The organism is Lacihabitans sp. LS3-19, from assembly GCF_024343575.1.
Taxonomy (GTDB): domain Bacteria; phylum Bacteroidota; class Bacteroidia; order Cytophagales; family Spirosomataceae; genus Leadbetterella.
In genome coordinates, this window is record NZ_RJUA01000127.1 from 184,848 (window position 1) to 203,875 (window position 19,028).

At 38.0% G+C, this 19,028-nt stretch carries 14 protein-coding genes; 1 reads left to right on the top strand and 13 read right to left on the bottom strand.

Going from position 1 to position 19,028, the window contains the following annotated elements; all coding sequences use genetic code 11:
* Positions 1-38: 38 nt before the first annotated feature.
* Both EGI22_RS21410 and EGI22_RS21415 read right to left on the bottom strand, forming a co-directional pair.
* Complete coding sequence (locus EGI22_RS21410) at positions 39-2,435, bottom strand: TonB-dependent receptor (protein ID WP_255070549.1); 2,397 nt, start codon at positions 2,433-2,435, stop codon at positions 39-41.
* Between the two features lie 480 nt (positions 2,436-2,915).
* Entirely contained in the window at positions 2,916-4,571 is a 1,656-nt protein-coding gene (locus EGI22_RS21415; protein ID WP_255070551.1) for a carboxylesterase/lipase family protein, read from the bottom strand.
* A 538-nt stretch (positions 4,572-5,109) separates the two neighbouring features.
* On the opposite strand from EGI22_RS21415, the gene EGI22_RS21420 reads away from it, so the two are divergent.
* Entirely contained in the window at positions 5,110-5,760 is a 651-nt protein-coding gene (locus EGI22_RS21420; RefSeq protein WP_255070553.1) for a transposase, read from the top strand.
* Between the two features lie 167 nt (positions 5,761-5,927).
* Here the strand turns inward: EGI22_RS21420 and EGI22_RS21425 are convergent, their stop codons facing one another.
* The 11 genes from EGI22_RS21425 to EGI22_RS21475 all read right to left on the bottom strand — a co-directional run bounded on the left by EGI22_RS21425 (position 5,928) and on the right by EGI22_RS21475 (position 18,769).
* Complete coding sequence (locus EGI22_RS21425; protein ID WP_255070555.1) at positions 5,928-9,227, bottom strand: glycosyl hydrolase; 3,300 nt, start codon at positions 9,225-9,227, stop codon at positions 5,928-5,930.
* Positions 9,228-9,263: 36 nt separating this feature from the next.
* Positions 9,264-10,130 (bottom strand): PHB depolymerase family esterase, encoded by an 867-nt coding sequence (locus EGI22_RS21430; protein ID WP_255070556.1) that lies wholly within the window; start codon positions 10,128-10,130, stop codon positions 9,264-9,266.
* Positions 10,131-11,105 carry an alpha/beta hydrolase gene (locus EGI22_RS21435; protein WP_255070558.1) on the bottom strand — a complete coding sequence of 325 codons (975 nt, stop codon included), beginning with the start codon at positions 11,103-11,105 and terminating at the stop codon, positions 10,131-10,133.
* Between the two features lie 53 nt (positions 11,106-11,158).
* Positions 11,159-11,770: a hypothetical protein gene (locus tag EGI22_RS21440; RefSeq protein WP_255070559.1), complete on the bottom strand. Its 612-nt coding sequence runs from the start codon at positions 11,768-11,770 to the stop codon at positions 11,159-11,161.
* A 4-nt stretch (positions 11,771-11,774) separates the two neighbouring features.
* Positions 11,775-12,071: a Dabb family protein gene (locus EGI22_RS21445; protein WP_255070561.1), complete on the bottom strand. Its 297-nt coding sequence runs from the start codon at positions 12,069-12,071 to the stop codon at positions 11,775-11,777.
* Positions 12,072-12,086: 15 nt separating this feature from the next.
* Positions 12,087-12,857, bottom strand: coding sequence for an SDR family NAD(P)-dependent oxidoreductase (locus EGI22_RS21450; protein ID WP_255070562.1), 771 nt, complete (start codon positions 12,855-12,857; stop codon positions 12,087-12,089).
* Between the two features lie 79 nt (positions 12,858-12,936).
* Positions 12,937-14,133: an MFS transporter gene (locus EGI22_RS21455; protein WP_255070563.1), complete on the bottom strand. Its 1,197-nt coding sequence runs from the start codon at positions 14,131-14,133 to the stop codon at positions 12,937-12,939.
* A gap of 180 nt (positions 14,134-14,313) precedes the next feature.
* Positions 14,314-16,029: a DUF5597 domain-containing protein gene (locus tag EGI22_RS21460; RefSeq protein WP_255070564.1), complete on the bottom strand. Its 1,716-nt coding sequence runs from the start codon at positions 16,027-16,029 to the stop codon at positions 14,314-14,316.
* A gap of 22 nt (positions 16,030-16,051) precedes the next feature.
* On the bottom strand, positions 16,052-16,954 hold the full coding sequence (locus EGI22_RS21465) for an AraC family transcriptional regulator (RefSeq protein WP_255070565.1): 903 nt from the start codon (positions 16,952-16,954) through the stop codon (positions 16,052-16,054).
* A gap of 1 nt (position 16,955) precedes the next feature.
* Positions 16,956-17,711 carry a cyclase family protein gene (locus tag EGI22_RS21470; RefSeq protein ID WP_255070566.1) on the bottom strand — a complete coding sequence of 252 codons (756 nt, stop codon included), beginning with the start codon at positions 17,709-17,711 and terminating at the stop codon, positions 16,956-16,958.
* 305 nt (positions 17,712-18,016) lie between these two features.
* Positions 18,017-18,769, bottom strand: a complete 753-nt coding sequence (locus EGI22_RS21475; protein ID WP_255070568.1) for an SDR family NAD(P)-dependent oxidoreductase — start codon at positions 18,767-18,769, stop codon at positions 18,017-18,019.
* Between the last annotated feature and the right edge of the window lie 259 nt (positions 18,770-19,028).

Genomic DNA, 19,028 nt, shown 5'->3' on the forward strand with positions numbered 1-19,028 from the left:
AAAAACTAGACCTAGTAATTTGATATTTTCCTAAAAATTTACCACTCCTTCGAGAACTTGTTCTCTAATAATTTCTCTTTAACGGCAGAATTAAACGAATACGCAAAAGTCAGCATTATGGCACTTGTGTCGGCTTTCGAAGCCCTTGTAGAATAAAAATCACTCGTATAATTTGTGCCACCGCTTTTCAAAGTATTAAAAACATCGACAGCCGTAAGTGCGATACGAGCATGGCTGTTGATTTTTTGTTGATAGGCCAAGTCTACAAAATAAACGGGAACAGTTCTCCCTTGTGGCGTAGTTGTAGCTGAAGTATAGTTTCCTATTATTTGTACCTTTCCACCTTTTTTGACCGCAAAATTATTGATGACTTTACCGTACCAGTTAAACGAACTTTGCACTGCATCAGCTATAATATTGCTGGCATTAAGTTTTTGTTGAAAAAATGATGCACTCACGTTAAAATCATATACAGAACTTGGTTTGCCAATCAATATATTTTCGATGCCATAGCTATCTGCAGTGCCTATATTCATCGGTTTATTCAAAACGATTCCGTCTCCAATTTCTTGAAAAAACGATCGAATGGTGTTTTTAGAATGTCGATAAAAAACATTGCTGGTTAGGCTGTATTTGTTCAACTCTCGGTTATAACCCAACTCAAGAGCATGAATAATTTCGGGCTGTAAATTGGGATTTCCGCTGTGTGGATTAAAGGCATCCGTGATGTCTATGAAAGGATTTAACTGTCCCAATCGCGGTCGATTTATCCTTTTTCCATAACTCAATTTCCAAAATCCATCGGCTGATGAATTGTAAACAAAATTGGCTGTTGGGAACAATTTTAAATAATCATTGGTAAAGGCCGTGCTTTTATCTTGGGTTTGCCCCGCATTGTGTACATTTTCTGCTCTAAGTCCTAAATCATAACTCAGTTTTGAATTCTCGCTTTTGACCGAACGAACAAGACCATAAAACGCATTGATTTGCTCATTAAAATCAAAGACATTGCTCGCACCTGTGTTTGTCACATAATCATTTCCGACTTTGTTGGCTGTTAAATAATCAGATACAATCGAACGAAATGTACCTTTATAGCCCATATCTAAAAGAACTTTAGAGCCAATGGGTTGCGTAAAATCCAGCATGGCGTTGGAGATAACACCGTTTTCATAATTATGCGTTTTTTGATAAAAATAATCTCCAGAAGGACTATCTGTGGCTATCAAATTTCGGGTATCGATAACCGTATTTTCTTTCCCATTTTCAATGGAAGTATTCACACTTGCGGAGAGCGATTTGTTTTTTTGTTCATAGGACCTATTAAAATTCAATGCAAATTCTGCAACTTTAGCACGGCGAATTTCTACCGAATGTCGGTCATTGCCTGATGTAAAAAGATTGCTTTGGGTCGTAAATTGACTTAAAAGTGTTTCGTCATTGTCTTGGCCTTGTTGGTTGCCTATGGCCTCAAAAGCCAATGTATTTTTACTATTAAACTGATAATCAATATTTAGTTTTAAGTTTTGTAACCTTTCAAAACGCTCGTCTTTGCGGTCTTGGTTAAGAAAATACGACTCCGCCAAATTATAATTCGTTCGGTCTCCAGTTATACTTCTCGTACGACCAGCAAAACGGTTGTCATAAGCCAATCCAAGATTCCATTTGCCAACTTTGTGGTTTAGCAGTTCCGAACTATTAACCCTAAATCTCGACCCTGCTCCTACACCCATGGCTAAAGCTCCGTTGGTGCCATCTGCTTTGTTTTTCTTTAATACAATATTGATAATGCCACTTTCGGCATTGGCGTCATATTTTGCCGAAGCCGAAGTAATGATTTCAATCGTTTCAATGCTACTTGCAGGCAATTGCTCCAGATTAGATAAATTGGAGTTTCTTCCGTTTATCAAAATCAAAGGCGTTTTTCCTCTTAATGTTACCCCTCCGTCTGCATCTACGGCTACAGTCGGGGTGTTTTTTAGCAAATCCGTTGCAGTGCCACCTGCTTGGGTAAGATTCGCTCCAGCATTTACCACAAAACCCACATTGGTCTTTTGGATAAGGCTTTTCTGGGCCGTTACTACCAAGTCTTTGAGCAGATTATTGTCTTCTAAAAAATTTATCGTACCTAAATCAAGAACTGGACTTTGCTCTGAAAAAGTGATCGTCTTTGCAAGATTTTGAAAACCCACCAACCGAATCTGAATATAATATTCAGCAAAGGGAATATTTTCAATTTCAAAAGCACCAAGAGAATCCGAAGTTGCATAAAAACTCACTTTTGTAGAATCTGGAAGTTTCGACAAAGTAATCGTGGCGAATTCTACAGGTTGTTTTGTGTCGGTTAATTTCCCTTTTATAACTCCTGTGTTTTGGGCAAATACGGTCGAAGTAAATATTAAGATCGAGGTAAAAAACTTGAAGACTATTTTCATGTAAATTATTAAATATTCCAGTGGAATTCAAAATCCACATGATTCTCTTTTCTTATATAATTTTAAACGTCAGTTCTTTTGTCTTCGTTTCCCTTCGCAGATTAAATTTCAGTTAAAAGCTTAAATTAAATTTACCTCCAAACTTAAAATTAAAAAATCCTACAACATAATACTGCAGGACTTTTATGACATAGAAACTCAAATTCATTAAAACTTTAAAATTCCAAACGTTAAGTTTTTTGAATTATATACTTATTGTTCCTTTAATTTTTTGAACAGTCCGTTGTGAAATTTTGGGAAAATTATGTTTATAAATTGGAAAAATGTTAACCCAAAATTTCACAGAGGATCATTGTTCAAAAAGTGTTTTTTTTGTTACTTTTTTTTCGAAAAAAAAGTAAGCCCGCCTGGCAAGGCACACAAAGTATATAACGAGCACTTTATAAATAAAATGCTTTAATTCTAAACTCTAAAACAACTTTAAGCCAATGACTTCCTAGCCTCGCCGTCAGGATTATTAACCAATGCTGGCTGGTCATCTAGTATCATGGTTTCACCATTGGTTTTGGTATAGGCTTTCCATGTGGAAATCCCGCCATTGGGTTGGCCAGTTTTCATAAAACTCAAAAGCGATTTCGCCATTTTTTCGGACAATGCCCTCGGTCTTTTGCCTCCTCCCGTGTGCGTAAGCATGAGGTCAGTATTGTAAAACCAAAAACAGATATCATCACAGTGAAATGCTCTTATTCTACCATCAAATAGTGGTGGCTGCCAGCCATACCATGCCACGTAAACAGCAGCTCCCCCTTGCGAAACCTTGGCATCAGCAATAGATACCGCATTTTTTCGGTTTGACAATATCATCGACCATATCTCTATTGGCCTGGCCTTAGGGAAGTTTTTAGAATAGGCATCTACAATCTCAGCCGATTTATCACCAAACCTCGGCTTGATTTTTTCCATCACATCTTCCATACTTAGTTTTTCCAAACTGGCGTCTGTCCGGCTCGGACTTTGCTCATTAAAAGTAGAACATAACATCAGCGGAATATCCGACGAAAAATCCTTTTTGTCGGCAAAAAACGCACCACCGTTTAGATATTCTCCATCCGCCACAGGCGAAAATCCTCCACGAGCTATGCCCATTTTTTTGGCCTCCTCAGCCATTTTTTCTGTTGCTCGATTTGCTACGTCTATGTATTCTCGCCAAGACAAAGCCTGAAGCTTCTCTATTTCGCCTTTTTGAAGGCCAGCTTCTTCCATTACTTTCAGCCCAAGTTTTTCGGCATATTCTTTATTGGCACCTGCCAAAGAGCCTCCGCTCAACACTACGGCCTTATGAAAAAGCCCTTTTGCCGAAGGCATATTCATCAAAGCAGTTACTTTGGAGCCACCGCCTGACTGCCCCATTATTGTTACATTGTTGGGGTCACCACCGAAATTCGCGATATTGTTTTTAACCCATTCCAGAGCCAGCACCATGTCCAGGTTGCCCACATTGCCCGAAGCCGCATGACCTCCAGCTGCTGAAAGCTGAGAATACCCCAATGGCCCGAGACGATGATTGAGTGAACAAAACACCATATTACCCAAACGAGCGAGGTTTTCGCCGTGGTAGCCGTCTTGCTCTATGGCGTTGCCGTTGGTATATCCTCCACCGTGCAACCACACCAAAACAGGGCGTTTTTGGGTATCTAAAGCCGGCGACCAAACATTGATACGCAGGCAATCTTCCGACACGTCGTCGTAGTTCCAGTGGTCTACAAACGAAGCGTAAGTATTGGCATATCTGTTATCCATGATCTGCGGAGCGGTATTGCCCCACCAAAGTGCAGGTTTTACATCCGACCATTTTGCGGGTTTCTTTGGCGGCATAAAACGATTTTTGCCTGAGGTATCTGCCCCATAGGGTATGCCCAAAAAAGTATGGATATCACGAAGGATAAACCCTCTCACCTTGCCGTGCTCTGTATTGGCTATGGCGATGTTGTCGCCCACAAAAAGCACCTGGTCGTCAGCCAACTCTTTGGTAGTGCCCGATGGCAGCTCCTCATGTGCCAAAGCCGAGCCAGAGAGACCCAAACCCGCCACGCTCACACCAAGCGACCTGAGAAAATTACGTCTAGTAGAATTCATTGATTTAATATTTTGGTTGAATAATCCCTCTAAAATAACAGAAAAACTTATAGTTTTTCCATTTATTCTTTCCTTTTGCTTTTTGGGTCGGCGGATTGGGGGAGATTTTCGATGGGTGGGGGTGAGGAATAATCTCTCTACTCTGAAAAGAGCTTTTTCGTTTTGAAATTAAATCAAATTTACTTAAAAAATGAAGCCCCTGTTTTTCTTAATATTTATTCAGAAATGAAAATTTTAGAATTGAAATTATTAAGTTAGCATAAGGAATTAAAAGATATAAAATGTCAAAAAAAAATTATTGAAATTATATTATCTGATTTTAGGAAATTCGTAGAATATGAATAGTTTAAATTATTTAAAATTTGAAAGGAATTGATTTTAAATGATTATATATTAATGCCGAAACATTTAAATACCATTATTTAAATTTGTATTGGATCATCAGACCCCGCCGTAGAGATGCACGGCCGTGCATCTCTACGCAACGGTCAACAAAACGGTCAACAAATTAAACAACAATTCAAATGCAATAAATAAAATGGATAAATTCAAAAACAAATACCGCATATCATCGCATCGAAAACCCAATTGGGATTATTCGGCAGATGCATTATATTTTTTGACAATAGTTACCCAAAACAGAGAATGCAATTTAGGTAAAATCGTAAATAAGAAAATGATATTATCTGATTTTGGCAAAATCGTAGAATTTGAATGGTTTAAATCATTTGAAATTAGAAAGGAATTAATTTTACATGATTTTATAATAATGCCGAATCATTTACACACCATTGTTGAAATTTTTAATGGGTCCTCCGACCCCGCCGTAGAGTTGCACGGCCGTGCATCTCTACGTTTCGATTCAACCGATCCAACCGAACCTATCGATGTAACCGAACGAATCGATTCAATCGATTCTAAAATATTATCAATAAAACGAAATCCACCCATTCGAATACCCAAATCAATTTCATCATTTGTAGCAGGTTTCAAATCTGCCGTAAATACAAAAATTGATGATTTTATTGATGAACAAAATTTGTCCCAACCAAAATACAATCGAAACAATCATTTTTTTCAACCTAATTATCACGATCATATAATTAGAAATCAATGCGAATATCAAAACATCTCAAATTATATTAGAAATAACCCATTGAATTGGAATAATGATTCATTTAATTGCTAGTCATTCGAAACAGATGCTGGAAGAACAATTCAATTCCCAGCAAATCCTAAGAGTTGACTTGCCTTTGTTGGTCAATTTGTTTCTATTTAATTTTCGCCAATATTTATTTCAAAAAAAAGAGCAGCCCCTAAAGCCATTCTCTTCAAAATCTAAAAAAAACCAAACTTCTACTTCACCAAAACAAGCTTAACCTCTCCCAAAAGTCCAGCTGGTACCAACGGTGTGTTGGCTTGATAAAATGGCATGGTGGTAAATGTGGTTTTGGTCGTATTGGCTTGAGCATCGCCTATGAGGCGATTTACCCAGGTGTTGGTCACTTTTATCTCTATTTTGTTTTCGCCAACTTTTAGTGCTTGGCTGATGTCTTGTCGAAACGGCGTCTTCCATACCGTGCCCATGTTTTTGCCATTTACAATTATCTCAGCAATGTTTTTTACTTCTCCAAGGTCAATGATGTATTGGGCAGTTTTGTCAAAAGTTTTCAAAGCAAAAGTGTTTTCATATATCGCTGTTCCAGAGAAATATTTAATGTCGACATCGGTACTTTCTGAGAATGAACTTAGCTTATCCATCCTTATGTTTTTTGCTCCTACATTCACTTTCCAATGTTGATTTACTGTCATTACGAGCGTTTCCTTTTTCGATGGTTTCACATATTTATTGGCAACCGCTTTGTCTCTAAACACCACAAAATAGGCATCCCAAGATTCAAATTTCAAAGGAACGATAGTTCTGCCATCTTTTATTTCATAAGACAGTTTCTCTGTTTTGCCAGTTTGGGCGTTCCAAAGTTCTGGTATTTTTCCAGTAACTCTAAAGCTAACTTCTGCGGAAGTTGACGAATCACTTCTATTATTTAGCCAATAAATTTGATTGACGATTGCCGATTGTTGATTAATGATTTCTCGGTGTCTGAATAAGATTTTGTGGTCGGTATTTCTTATTTCTACGTCAGGCGATATTTCTATTTTTTGATTTTGGCCAACATTGGGCATTGCCCATATTTCGTCTGCTAGCTTTGCAAATCCTGCTGCATTATCAGAAAGACTTGGCGAACCTTTTGGTTTAGTTCCGATAACTTTTATACCCGATTTAGCTAATTTTGCTATGCTTTCTAATACCGAAAGTGTAATCCATTCTGTGCTTTCGTCTAGCATCAATACCTCGTAGGAATTGCCGCTTTTGGCTACCATTTTTTTATTTTTCGCTTCTATTTCATTTTTCAAAGCCGTAGCATTCACAAAATCAAACTCATAACCTTTCGGAATATTCGGCAGACTTTGGCGACAAACCCAAGTGATATTGGTGTTTTCACCGTATAAATAGAGAATATCTGCCACGTTTTTGCCTTGTTGGAGCATGTGCGAACTTCTACCCAAATAATCCATCCAGGCTTTTGCTCCTGCACCCGACCAAGTCTCTAATCTCGAGAAATATTGTCCAAATGGTCCCAAAGAAAAGCCAGGTGCTTTATCTAAAGGCTGATGCACAGAAGTATGAATCACGAAGCGGTTTAGCCCGGAGGCCAATTCCATGTCAGCGGTTCTTTTAAGTTTTTCGGGATATTCCTGAAATGGCTTGCCAACCGAAGTCATAGACTCGGCCGCCACGAAAGGTTTTCCGTAAATATTGGCCACAGAGGCAGCTTCTCTTATATCGGCTTCGCTCCTCACCTCCTCATCGGCTCCTGGCACCAAACTTCCTGGTGTCCACATAGCGGCCATGGGAATCTCTGCGTTCTTCTTAACATCCATACCATCTGCCAAATATATTCTGCCGCCCTCGTGCGACTCCGTGTAGCGTTTCATGCCACGTTTGTGTAGCTCCTCTCCTATCACATCGTAATGGTTTTCGGCAATCATTTCACCAATCGTTTTCCTGAAATCCCAAAGGAATTTTTCGCTTTCTTCTAAACTATTTACCACGCGACCCGTGAGAACAGGCAGGTATTTCAACAAACTATAGCCCCGACGGTTTTGGAACTCCTGTGGCATGTTTTGTGTCCAGTTCATGTGGCCAGCTTCATAGCTATCTAAAACCATATACTCCAATCCTTTGGCTCCCATTTGGTTGCCAGTGGCATCTTTATACAAATCCAGATAGGTATTGATGTATTTTCTTACGGCGTCTTTAGACAATTTATCAACCTCCAAACCAGTGGCTTCAGGCGAAGCAGGATGATTCTGACGACCAGTAAGGCTATAACCCAACCGAAGGATTATCCATTCTCCACCAGCAGGTGCAGTCCAATTCAAGCTACCATCTGCCCCCATTTTATCACTTAAATCTATGATATTTTGGGCTTCTATTACATCAGACTTTTCAGTTTTAAAAGCCAAATCGCCGTATTCGTTGTCTTCTTTCCAAGGCGTAAAACCTGCCTTATCTTCGGCCTGATTGATTCTTGAAGTATTAAAAAGGACAAACTCTGCCACATTAACGCCGTCGGGTTTGGTGGGTGCAGGTACGCCCATCATGACCAACATCGGGTTCACAGAAATCGGAAGTGTTCGGAAACACATTCGCCAATATTTGGCCGTGGTGGTAGGAATGGAAACGGTATTAAATGGAACTATACTTCCCGAAACTTTGGCCACAGTTCGCCAGTTAATTCCATCGTCGCTTACTTTCAAGCTTCTATTTTCGGGTGCTCCATTAAAATCTTCGAGTGCATCATGACTTGCTCCAGAAACTCCAAAAGCCCTAAAGGTTTGGGCTTGGTCAAATGAATATTGCACATACATATCTTCTCCAACTTCCATTGGTGGAATGGTATACGTTTTTTTAATATCATGGTCTAGCAGGCCTTTTACATCAAAATCTCCACCCGAAACCGTGATTTTGGGGTTCATCATGGGCAGGTGTTTTTCTTTTTCGGAAAGCTTATAGGCTATCACATAAGCATCTGCAGCAAACTCGGGTTTCTTACCAACAAATCCTCCTGAAAAACCTCCCTCGGTTAATTCTACATCTTGGTATTTTCCGATAATATTGGGCAATGAAGGCAGTTTGCCGTTAAAATTCTCTCCACCTTTCATGAGTACTTCGGACCAAACGATTTTTTTCATGGCGTCTTTTGGTTCTACCCACGGGCCACCCGTGACGCTCCAACCCGGTGAACCAGCTATGGCCATTTCTAAATCATTTTTCATGGCCAAATCCGTTGTAAACTTAAAGGCATCTTTCCAATCTGTGTCCATAAAAACTAGTTTTTTGGGTACAACTACTGGTGTAGCCAAATTGGCGTCGAAGTTTTGAAAACCACCAATACCTGTCTTTTTCATCCAATCCAGGTCTTTTTGGATTCCGTCTTTAGAGATATTTCCATTCATCCAATGCCACCAGACTCTTGGTTTGGCTGCGTTTGGTGGTGTTTGGAAGTCTTTTAGAAGGCTGGTTTGCCCTTGGGAATTTATGGCTGCTAGCAATAATACTGCTAGCAGCGTTTTTGGGTTGAATATTTTCATAGTTTTAGATAAGATTGAATGTATTTTTTGATTGGATTAGTTCCTTTGGAAAAACTTCCAGGCCTCTAAATAAATATCTATATCGTTGGGATAATCGTGTTTGCCACCAATCACCTTGTAAAGGGTTACTTCTGGTTTTCTTTTCGATTTATACGTATATTTTTCAATAGTTTTTCCATCTGCAGGGTCATTATCTGGTATTTTTTCCATTTTAGGTTCGCCTTTATAACCAGCCAAATCCGCCCAATAATTGAAAGTTCTTGAGGTTGAGCGAACATATCCCAAGTTAACCTTTGGCCCTAGTTTTACTTCACCGCCTTCAAAAGGATTTATATTGTCAGCAGTTCCATTTATAATCATTACAGGTTTCGCAACGTGCTTTTCGATACAATCGAGGTTATTGGTATCTGGCAAATTAGCAATAAAAGCCGTAATTGCTCTAAATCTCTCAGGCATAGTGAGGGCAAGTTTATAGGCCATGTGTCCTCCACCTGAAGTGCCAATAGCAAATACCTTTTTGTCATCGATCGCATATTTTGATTTAAAGTAATCAATCATTTGCCCGAAGAATGCCTCCTCATTTATGTTTTCTAAGTTGGCAGCCGAATTAGCAGTTTTACGACATTCATTCCAGTAACGCTTGTAGCCATTTGGATAAACCATTAGTATATTTTCCTTGGGGGCCAATGCTTCAAGATTCTTTTCCGAAGGATTATTTCTAATGCCAATGCCATCTCCTTGAGAACCATGTAACACAAAAATCAGAGAAGCATTTGGCAAGTTAGTTGGCACAAAATAAAAACTACGATAATTGTTGTCAATCAACAAAGAATCAGACAAAGTTTGAGCTTTTGAACTTACAAAAACCAAGCATGCGAAAAAGAATATTAGGCGTTTTTTCATTTATTTTAAATTCAGAATCCAAGTCAAACATTTATCAATCCATTCTTCGGTCGCAGTTGGGTTATCCAAACCAAAGCCATGGCCACCTTTGGCATAAAAAAACGACTCCACCGGCACTTTGTTTTGTTGAAGTGCGGCTATAAAAAATAGCGAATTTTGTACTAAGACTACTTTATCATCAATTGCATGCGTAATAAATGTTGGTGAAGTATCGGGTGTAACATGGCGTTCGTTTGAATATTCCAATATTTTGGCTTCATCTACTCTAAACTTCTCTACATTTTTTTCGGCAGTTTGCCAGTCTTTTGTTAGTTCTTTATACTCTGAAAGTGACAATTCGCCGACAAGATTAAACCTAGAGCCTTTATGGGTGATGCTATCCGCAAAACTTATTACGGGATAAATCAAAACCATAAAATCAGGTCTTAGGCTGGTGTTTTTCGGATTGGGAATGAGGGTCTTCTGGTAATGTGTACCAGCAGTAGAGGCCAAATGTCCTCCAGCCGAACTGCCTGCTATTCCTACTTTATTGACATTTATCCCCCACTTTTCTGCGTTTTCCCTTACTATTTGTATAGCTCGCTGTGCGTCCATTAAGGGTACAAATTCCTTGTTTTTGGAATCTATAAATTCGGTAAAAGGCAATCGATACTCCAGTACAAATCCCGCAATGCCATTGGCTTGTAGTTTTTTAGCCATATCGTGCCCCTCATGTTTTATGGCTAATCCTGTATATCCTCCACCTGGGCAAACCACCACCGCTCTACCCGTATTTTTTGATTTTTCAGGTAGATAAACAGTAAGTTTGGGTTCTATAACTTTGGTCATCCAGCCAGCATTGCCACTGTTTTCATTGGCAGTTTTAGGAGCTTCAGCAAGAGAATATGGCGGAAGACCAGAATACAAGGGTATGGTTTCCTGCCCAAAAAGTGTAATCTGGACTAAGGAAAATATCAGAAATAAACTTTTTTTCATGCTTCTGAAAATTAGATTTTAAAAATACTTTTTCGATTAGTAAAAAAGCTTTTTTACTTTATCATTATCAATTTCTCCGCCTTGGTTGTATCTGATTTTTCAAGGTCTGATAATATCGTAACTGTAGAAACAAGCACACTGTCAGTCTTAATACGGGCATTTGCCTTTGTTATCAATAAAGATGGGGAATTTCCTGCTTTATAATTTTTGGCAATTTCATAGGTGTTTTTCAAAGAATCATTTCTATAAAAGGACAGAAATATATGAGTTCCTAAATAATACGGGGAGCGGTCTTTGCTTATATATTGAAGTTTCCAAAGCTCATATCTTTCAGTTTTACTTTTATGCAAAGTCTTTATTTGATAGGCTCCTCCATCCGCCATTTTCCCTACATCGAGTGTTTTTAAATAAGCATCATATGCATTAGCTCTTTTCAAAGAATCTATTATTTTTAAATCTGAGAAATAGTTTTTAAAGTCTGTATTCTCATCTAATCCAAAAATACTTTCAGACATTAATTTCACTTTCAAATCAGTCAAACGCCTGTAAGACAAAGAATCGATTTTATCGACATTTACCTCAAAATCGACTTTGTTTTTAAGGTTGGAATCGTCACAAGCAAATATTATAGCGGCTATTGAAGCCAAAAGAAAGATTTTTTTCATTTTTTTATCCATTTAAAAGTTCATAATCTATTTCTAAAAAATCTTCCACATTGGGTATCCAGAAATTCTGCACAAAGGCAACATGTTGTGGATGATTGGTGTAGGCATCGTATTGTTCTTGAGTATCAAATTCCATAGAAATACCATACTCAAATTTGTTTTTGGTACTCGTTTGTTTTAATACTTCAAACTTTTTTACGTAAGGAATTTCTGCCAGCTTATCCACTGCATCAAAATATGCCTTTTTTGCTTCTGAACTAATGTCAGCTTTGAGTTTTAATATTACTGAATGTCTAATCATTTTTTGTTAATTGAATTAATAAGGCGAAACTCCTACTGAAGTCCATCCGCCGTCGATTACTAAATTTTGTCCTGTTATTTGCCTTGACATTGGCGAAACCAAAAATAAAGCTGCATTGGCTATATCGCTTACGGTGGCAGGACGCCCAGATGGCGTTATTCTCGACCAAGTTTCAATATATTCAGCATCTTCAAGTGTTCTTTCTGTCAAAGTAGCCCCTGGTACAATAGTATTGATGTTAATGCCCTGCGGTGCTAAATCCACAATCAAATTTTTGGCTAATTGGTCTATGGCCGCTTTGGTCATTCCGTAAGCAGCGAGATTTTTGTGTGCCGCATGGGCCGTAACTGAAGATGTTAATAATACACTTCCTCCAGTACCTTGTTTCACCATTTGTTTGGTTACTTCTTGGGTAAGAAAAAACGTCCCAAAAAGGTTCGTTTTCAAAATGGCATTCATAGACTCTGGCGTGTATTCCCAAAAATCTCCGAAGGTTGTAATTCCTGCATTGGCGATCAAAATATCGATTTGCCCAAATTCCTTTAAAGCAAAATTTACTATATTTCTTATGGTATCTAACTCAGAAATATCTCCTCCAAATGCTAAACATTTCCCTTTGCCTTCTTCATTTATTTTAGCCGAAGCAGCTAAAGCCAAAGCCTCATTAATGTCATTCAATACCACATTTGTACCTCGCAAAACCAAATTTTTGACGATTTCGAAACCTATTCCGACACCTGCACCACTTACTATGGCCACTTGGTTTTTAAAAATATCACTTCCCATTTGAAAATTAAATCCTATTTAAGCATAATCAGGATTAAATATATGGAATTTAATCAATAGAATATAAAAGAATTTGGCATTATATATCCATTACCTTTTTTGTTTCTAAGTTCAAAGCAAATACAAAGGTCAAAACAGCCAAAACAGCCGCTACCCATAGAAACGCTGAGGCATCAAAAGTATCTGAAAGAAAACCCGAAACCGCCGGCACCAATACGCCGCCGATTATTTCGGCCACTGCCGTAATTAACCCGATAGTTTTGGCTTTTAAGTGATTCGGAACAGCTTCTGATGGAATTACTGCCGCAGCTATGGGTATCAAACCCATCATAAAATAGGTCAAAAACATCATAGGCAGATGTAATACACTTCCTGAAAAATAATAGACCGCAAATGGATAAAGAGCACCTACTATACTAAAAATCAGAATGATTTTTTTGCGTCCAAACTTATCAGAAAGACCTGGAACTATCATGGATGATAAAAGCCCCGAAATACCCAGAATCCCCATAGTTTTACCCATTTGGTCACTGCTCATGCCTTGGGCATTTACAAAATAATTGGAAATAAATGGCAAGGTTGCAAACCACCAACCAAAAACACAACAGGCGATAGCCATGCCCCATCTAACATTGTGATATTGGAGAATTTCAGAAATATTAAAATGACTTTTTTGCTCAGAGGCATTCGATTCAGTAGTAGTTTTTTTAATAAAAGCCCATGTTAAAATACCCATAAGCAAACCTGGAACGCCTGCTACATAAAAGGCACTTCTCCAACCCATATTTTCGGCGATTTGCACCAAAAGCACTGGAGCGATTATAGAGCCAAACAATGCTGAACCAACAGCTTGAAGCAAGCCCGTATTTAAACCCAACCTACCTTGACTAGATACTTTTTCTACGAAATTCTGTGCCAGCGGAATTACGGGTCCTTCGGCAAAACCCATGACCATTCGAGCAATCAAAAGACCTGTAAATGACATAGCCAAACCTGAACCAAAAGAGCAAAATGAAAACACAAAAACGGCTGCTACAAAGACCATTTTCTTTTTGTTATTCGCCTCTGCCCAAGCTGTGGAAAAGAAACTTGAGAATGCCCAAGCTAGAGAAAGAACTGCAGCAAGTAGACCAATTTGGGTATTATTCAAATCTAAATCTTTTGAAACAAAAGGCATCAAAAAATTGAGTGCCAGTCGGTCGAAAAACAAACAACCAAATGTGAGTGCCATCAGCAGCACTACACGGTTTTCGTAGGTAAAAAATCTACTTTTCATTTATATTTAAGATTTGGGTTGGTTTTTGGGATAATTAGAAATTGGTTTTTGAGAGATTTGTTGATTGTTAATTTGATTTTAGAACATCAGGTATGCTTTAAGTCAATATATAAATTTGAATTTTTTTTCAAAAGCGTTCAATTACATTAAAAATCTAATTCTTTTTCCTTTTCAAAATTTTCAATTCCTATACAATCTCACTTTTAAAACGGTCAACTCACCTTCGTGCAATACTACTTTCAACTCATCTCCATTCCATCTTTTGGTAGAAACGAATTCATTTTTTTCGAAATTTCCTTTCTCGATTGATCGATAGCCCAGGTGTTTAAAAGTAATTCCATTTTTCAATGCAAAATCTACTCTTAAGCCGTAACCTAAGATATAAAATTCATCGGCATAGTTTTGAATAACTATCGCTGCACCATAATCTTTTGGCAAGCCTGCAAAAGGATTTGGAGGTGGGCCTTGCTGAGTTTCCGCCTTAGGCATTCCTTCTGGTATTTCGATACCCATCAATTGTGGAAATGAAATAGTTTCTTTTCCTGCTTTTTCCAGAGATTTTCCAAAATCTATGGCAAAACGATGACTTTCTGCCGAACTTATTGAGAGCACATAATCACCCATTTCAATTGATTTGTTCTTAGCCATGGGAGCTTGGTATAGTCCTCGCATTTCTGGAGAATTAAACTTTGAAGTTATCAAGCCACTCATTTCGGCCAAAGTTTGGTTCACATCTGAAAGCAAAGTCTTATTTTTTTCATCAGTCCAGCCATCTAATCCATAAGGGGCAAAACCAATGGCATCGTATTCGCCAATGGCATAAAGAACTCCCGCAGGCGACAAAATACTTTCAGGAATGAATAAGGTATTTCCGCCTATTTTATAAGCAGAAAAAAGCATGTCATAATCAAGCGAATATACATTTGGTGAATAAAAATCCAAGGCATTTCCACCTGCTCTATACATGTCTAAAACATGCGAATTGATAGTTCCATGTGGATAATAACCCAATTTATTGTAAAGCCAGCCGTTGCAATAGCTAGGCAAATCCAAAACTTTACGCCCTTCAGCAGCAAAAGCATTGATGAATTTTGAATAATGATAAGCCATAAAAAGCTCCTCTGCATAATGCGGATAGCCGGGTTGATCTGCAAAAAGTTCTTGCCAAGTTCCTTTTGTTTTATTACCATTGGCGGCCCATGCGTTTTCAAATGCTGAAAACAATTTTCCTTTATTTTTTGCCAAATAATCAATTACTTCTTTGGGAACACTCGCCTGCCAAGCTTTCTGTGCTTTCGAACTAAAATCCCGGTAACTCGTAAATGTGCCTGGCTCATTTTCAGGCTGAAGCATAATTACAGTATGTTTTTTATCAAAATCCTTTAAATGCTTCATCAATTCCAGGTAGGCTTTGGAGTCTGCTTTTAAATTTTCCTCTGAAAACGGACTTAAAATCTCTAGGAAAGAACCATCTTCGGTTACATATCTTTCAAATCGTTGGGGATTGGTTTTTACCCACTCAGGTGCGTATGAAGATGTGGTGCTTTTCCAGCTTCCAAACCAAACGAGAATCAATTTCAATTTTTCTTTTTCGGCAGCTAATATCAAATGATTCACCAAGTCAAAATTGAATTTCCCCTCGACAGGCTCTACCATTTCCCAATAAGCATAGCCTAAAACGGTGTTCATTTTCAAAGCTTTCGCTTCTTTCATCACAGCAGTAACTGCTGCAGTATCAGAACCCGTAGAATTGTGCATTTCCGAGCCTAAAATCAGAAAAGGTCTGCCATCTACCAACATTTTGGTTTGGTTATCGACTTTTGATAATTGCGGTAATTGGGCAATAAGTGCCTGATTTACAGCTAAGAATAGAATTAAAATTATTTGTTTTCTCATTTTTTTTAAGGTTGAATATTATTTAAAGCATTTGATATTCTTTCGGACTCAAGCCCGTTTGACTTCTAAAGAATCTTGAAAAATTGCTTGGATTTTGGTTGCAAAGACGAACTGCTACTTCAGCAATTTGAAAATTGGAATATTTTAACAGAGATTTTGCTTCCAGAATCAGCATTTCATTTAATATCTCTTGTGCCGTTTTATTGGTAACCAATTTTACACATTTATTCAAATGATTGGGCGTTACGCTCAATAAATCAGCGTATTCTGAAACTTTTTGGTATTTATAAATTTGTTCTGAAAGGGCATCTTTAAATTGCTGCACTAAAAACCCAGAAGCGTTTTTAGTCTTCGTTTTTTCTTTTTCGACAAAACGATTGGCTTCAGTCAAAATTGACAAAATCTTAAAGACAATTGCTTGGTGATCTTTGGAGGTAAAATCAGGATAGAAATCCTCTAATTGATGAAACAATTCGATAATTCGTCGTTTGGCTTTTTCATCAACGGTAACAATGGGGTTAGAAAGAAAATCAAGAAAAGTGAAGCCCTCCAAAGTACGATGAAGTGAAAATTCCTGAAATAATTCTAAGCTAAAATGCAGAAAAAAACCTTTCACTTTTTCGCTCATCATTTTATGCTCGGTGATTTGAAAGGCAGGCAAAAAGAAAAACTGATTGGCTTTAAAAGCATACTCACTGAGGCCTTTGCTCCTGATCGACTCCCCTTCAGTAATAAAAATCAAGTCAATAACCAATTTTCGATGCGGTGGAAAAGGAAAAGTCATTTTATCTCGAAAGTCTTCCAACCTATTTATATGAAATAAATGCCTGGTCTGCGACAAAGGTAGATTCCATTCCACATTGCCAAAATGGAATTCTTCTAAATCACGATTACTCAGAATAGGTATGACTTTTTCGCTATCCATATTATTCAAAAATAGCTACAGCTCTTGTCCAGCCAGCACTTGCTTTCTCGATTTTAGCAGGAAAACAAGAGATCTTGAAACCAAAGGGCGGCAACTGATCCAAATTTGCCAATTTCTCTATCTGGCAGTATTCTTTTTCAATCCCTACATAGTGTGCCTGCCAAATAACACCTGGCCTGGGGTTGGCTCTATAATCGTCTGCTTGTATGTGCAGCGGAATATCCCATCCCCAACCGTCGGTTCCCATTACTTTTATGCCTTGGTCAATCAACCAATGGGTGGCTTTTGCCGATGCTCCCACATGAATTTTTACAAAATCTTCGTCATGAATTCTTTTGTCGGCATCGCAACGAATCAAAACTATGTCGAAAGGTTTTAAAGTATAATTTATATCCGCCAATTTCTCTATCAAATCTTCAGGCTCAAACATGTAACCGTCGGGTTTATCGGTAAAATCCAATACCACGCCGTCATGAAAAAACCAATCCAATGGCATTTCGTCGATTGTCCGAGAAGGCTTTCCTTCGCAAGTTGGGTAATAATGATAAGGAGCATCCACATGCGTACCGCAATGACTTGTAACAGTCAAGGTTTCTCCCGCAGGACCATTTCCTTCGGGAAAACAGTCGGTCATGCCTCCAAAAAGCATAGAACCTAATTTTTTTGCTCCATCCTGATGGCCTTGGTATTCGATTTTGGTAGGTAGCGGTTCTTTAATTTTCTCTGAAATGGTTACCGAAAGGTCTATTATTTTCATCTTCGTTAGTTATTAGTTAATTGGTTATTGGTTGACTGGTTATTGGTTATTTGTTCATTGGTTAACTTTAATTTAAAAAAAATCCTAATTATAATTCGTACATCTTAAATCGTCATTCTTTATTCGAATTTGGAACGCTGATGACGCGGATTGCAAGCAAACGCAGATAAACACGGATTTATGCTTGTTTTCAAAGCAATTGTCATCCATTTCTAAAATTCATCGTTTCTCATTCATCATGTCTCACTCATCATTCAACATTTCTGATTCATTATTCATCATTTCTCATTAATCATTCAAAATATTCATTTCAAAAGCCTCCCACCATCTACCGTAATAATATTTCCTGTTGAAAAAGTAAGGTGTTCTGCTACTGAAAAAACGGCGTTTGCAACATCATCCCCTTGTGCAAATCGCTCCAGTGGCGTATTATCCATTTGGTTTTTTAAGAAGGCTGGGTCAAAGTTTTTGGTGTATTCTCCTTCTACAAAACCCGGAGAAACAGAAACAACTCTTATTTTTGGTGCCAATGCTCTGGCTAAAGACCGTGTCATAGAATCGACCGCCGACTTTGACGCACAATAGGCCACATTTGAACCAATTCCATATATTCCAGCAATGGAAGAGATATTTACCACCAAGGCAGTTTTTTCTTCACTTTTCAAAAGCAAATCTTTCATGGCTCTTACCATCGCAAAACCTCCTTTGAAATTGGTAGCCATGATTTTATCTATCCATTCGTCAGTCAAAGCGTCCAAATCTTCGTGTTTTACGGGTGTGGTAATACCTGCATTGTTTACCAAAACGTCAAGTTTGCCATATTTTTCTGCAACAAACTTTTGTAATTCGGTAACTTTTATAGGATCTGTAGTTGGGGCGTGAAAAATAGAATGGGATGGGATTTCGGGCGAGATGTTATTTAATTCCTCTAATAATTTTTCGGCTTTTTGGGCATTAGAATTGTAAGTCACAATCACCGAATAGCCACTCTCAGCGAATTTCCGACATATTGCAGAACCTATTTCTCCTGCACCACCGGTTACGAGAACACATTTCATAATAGTTAATGTTTATTTGTGTATTGGTTATTTGTGTATTGGTTATTTGTGCACCGGTTATTTGTATAATGATCATTTGTCCAGTTGTTTTTGAAATACATCACAATGCTAATTTTTAAATTCATACCTTTTATTTGTTCCATTTACCATCTAAAATTCTAATCCGAATATTTAATTTCAAAACCAAAAGCCTCCAGAAGCTAATTAACCGATAACTAATTAACCACTAACCAATTAACCAACAACTGATTAACTAATC

Bases quoted from the DNA above. Each gene is read 5' to 3' on its own strand.
- EGI22_RS21410 (WP_255070549.1), bottom strand. From the start codon at position 2,435: ATGAAAATAGTCTTCAAGTTTTTTACCTCGATCTTAATATTTACTTCG.
- EGI22_RS21415 (WP_255070551.1), bottom strand. From the start codon at position 4,571: ATGAATTCTACTAGACGTAATTTTCTCAGGTCGCTTGGTGTGAGCGTG.
- EGI22_RS21420 (WP_255070553.1), top strand. From the start codon at position 5,110: ATGGATAAATTCAAAAACAAATACCGCATATCATCGCATCGAAAACCC.
- EGI22_RS21425 (WP_255070555.1), bottom strand. From the start codon at position 9,227: ATGAAAATATTCAACCCAAAAACGCTGCTAGCAGTATTATTGCTAGCA.
- EGI22_RS21430 (WP_255070556.1), bottom strand. From the start codon at position 10,130: ATGAAAAAACGCCTAATATTCTTTTTCGCATGCTTGGTTTTTGTAAGT.
- EGI22_RS21435 (WP_255070558.1), bottom strand. From the start codon at position 11,105: ATGAAAAAAAGTTTATTTCTGATATTTTCCTTAGTCCAGATTACACTT.
- EGI22_RS21440 (WP_255070559.1), bottom strand. From the start codon at position 11,770: ATGAAAAAAATCTTTCTTTTGGCTTCAATAGCCGCTATAATATTTGCT.
- EGI22_RS21445 (WP_255070561.1), bottom strand. From the start codon at position 12,071: ATGATTAGACATTCAGTAATATTAAAACTCAAAGCTGACATTAGTTCA.
- EGI22_RS21450 (WP_255070562.1), bottom strand. From the start codon at position 12,857: ATGGGAAGTGATATTTTTAAAAACCAAGTGGCCATAGTAAGTGGTGCA.
- EGI22_RS21455 (WP_255070563.1), bottom strand. From the start codon at position 14,133: ATGAAAAGTAGATTTTTTACCTACGAAAACCGTGTAGTGCTGCTGATG.
- EGI22_RS21460 (WP_255070564.1), bottom strand. From the start codon at position 16,029: ATGAGAAAACAAATAATTTTAATTCTATTCTTAGCTGTAAATCAGGCA.
- EGI22_RS21465 (WP_255070565.1), bottom strand. From the start codon at position 16,954: ATGGATAGCGAAAAAGTCATACCTATTCTGAGTAATCGTGATTTAGAA.
- EGI22_RS21470 (WP_255070566.1), bottom strand. From the start codon at position 17,711: ATGAAAATAATAGACCTTTCGGTAACCATTTCAGAGAAAATTAAAGAA.
- EGI22_RS21475 (WP_255070568.1), bottom strand. From the start codon at position 18,769: ATGAAATGTGTTCTCGTAACCGGTGGTGCAGGAGAAATAGGTTCTGCA.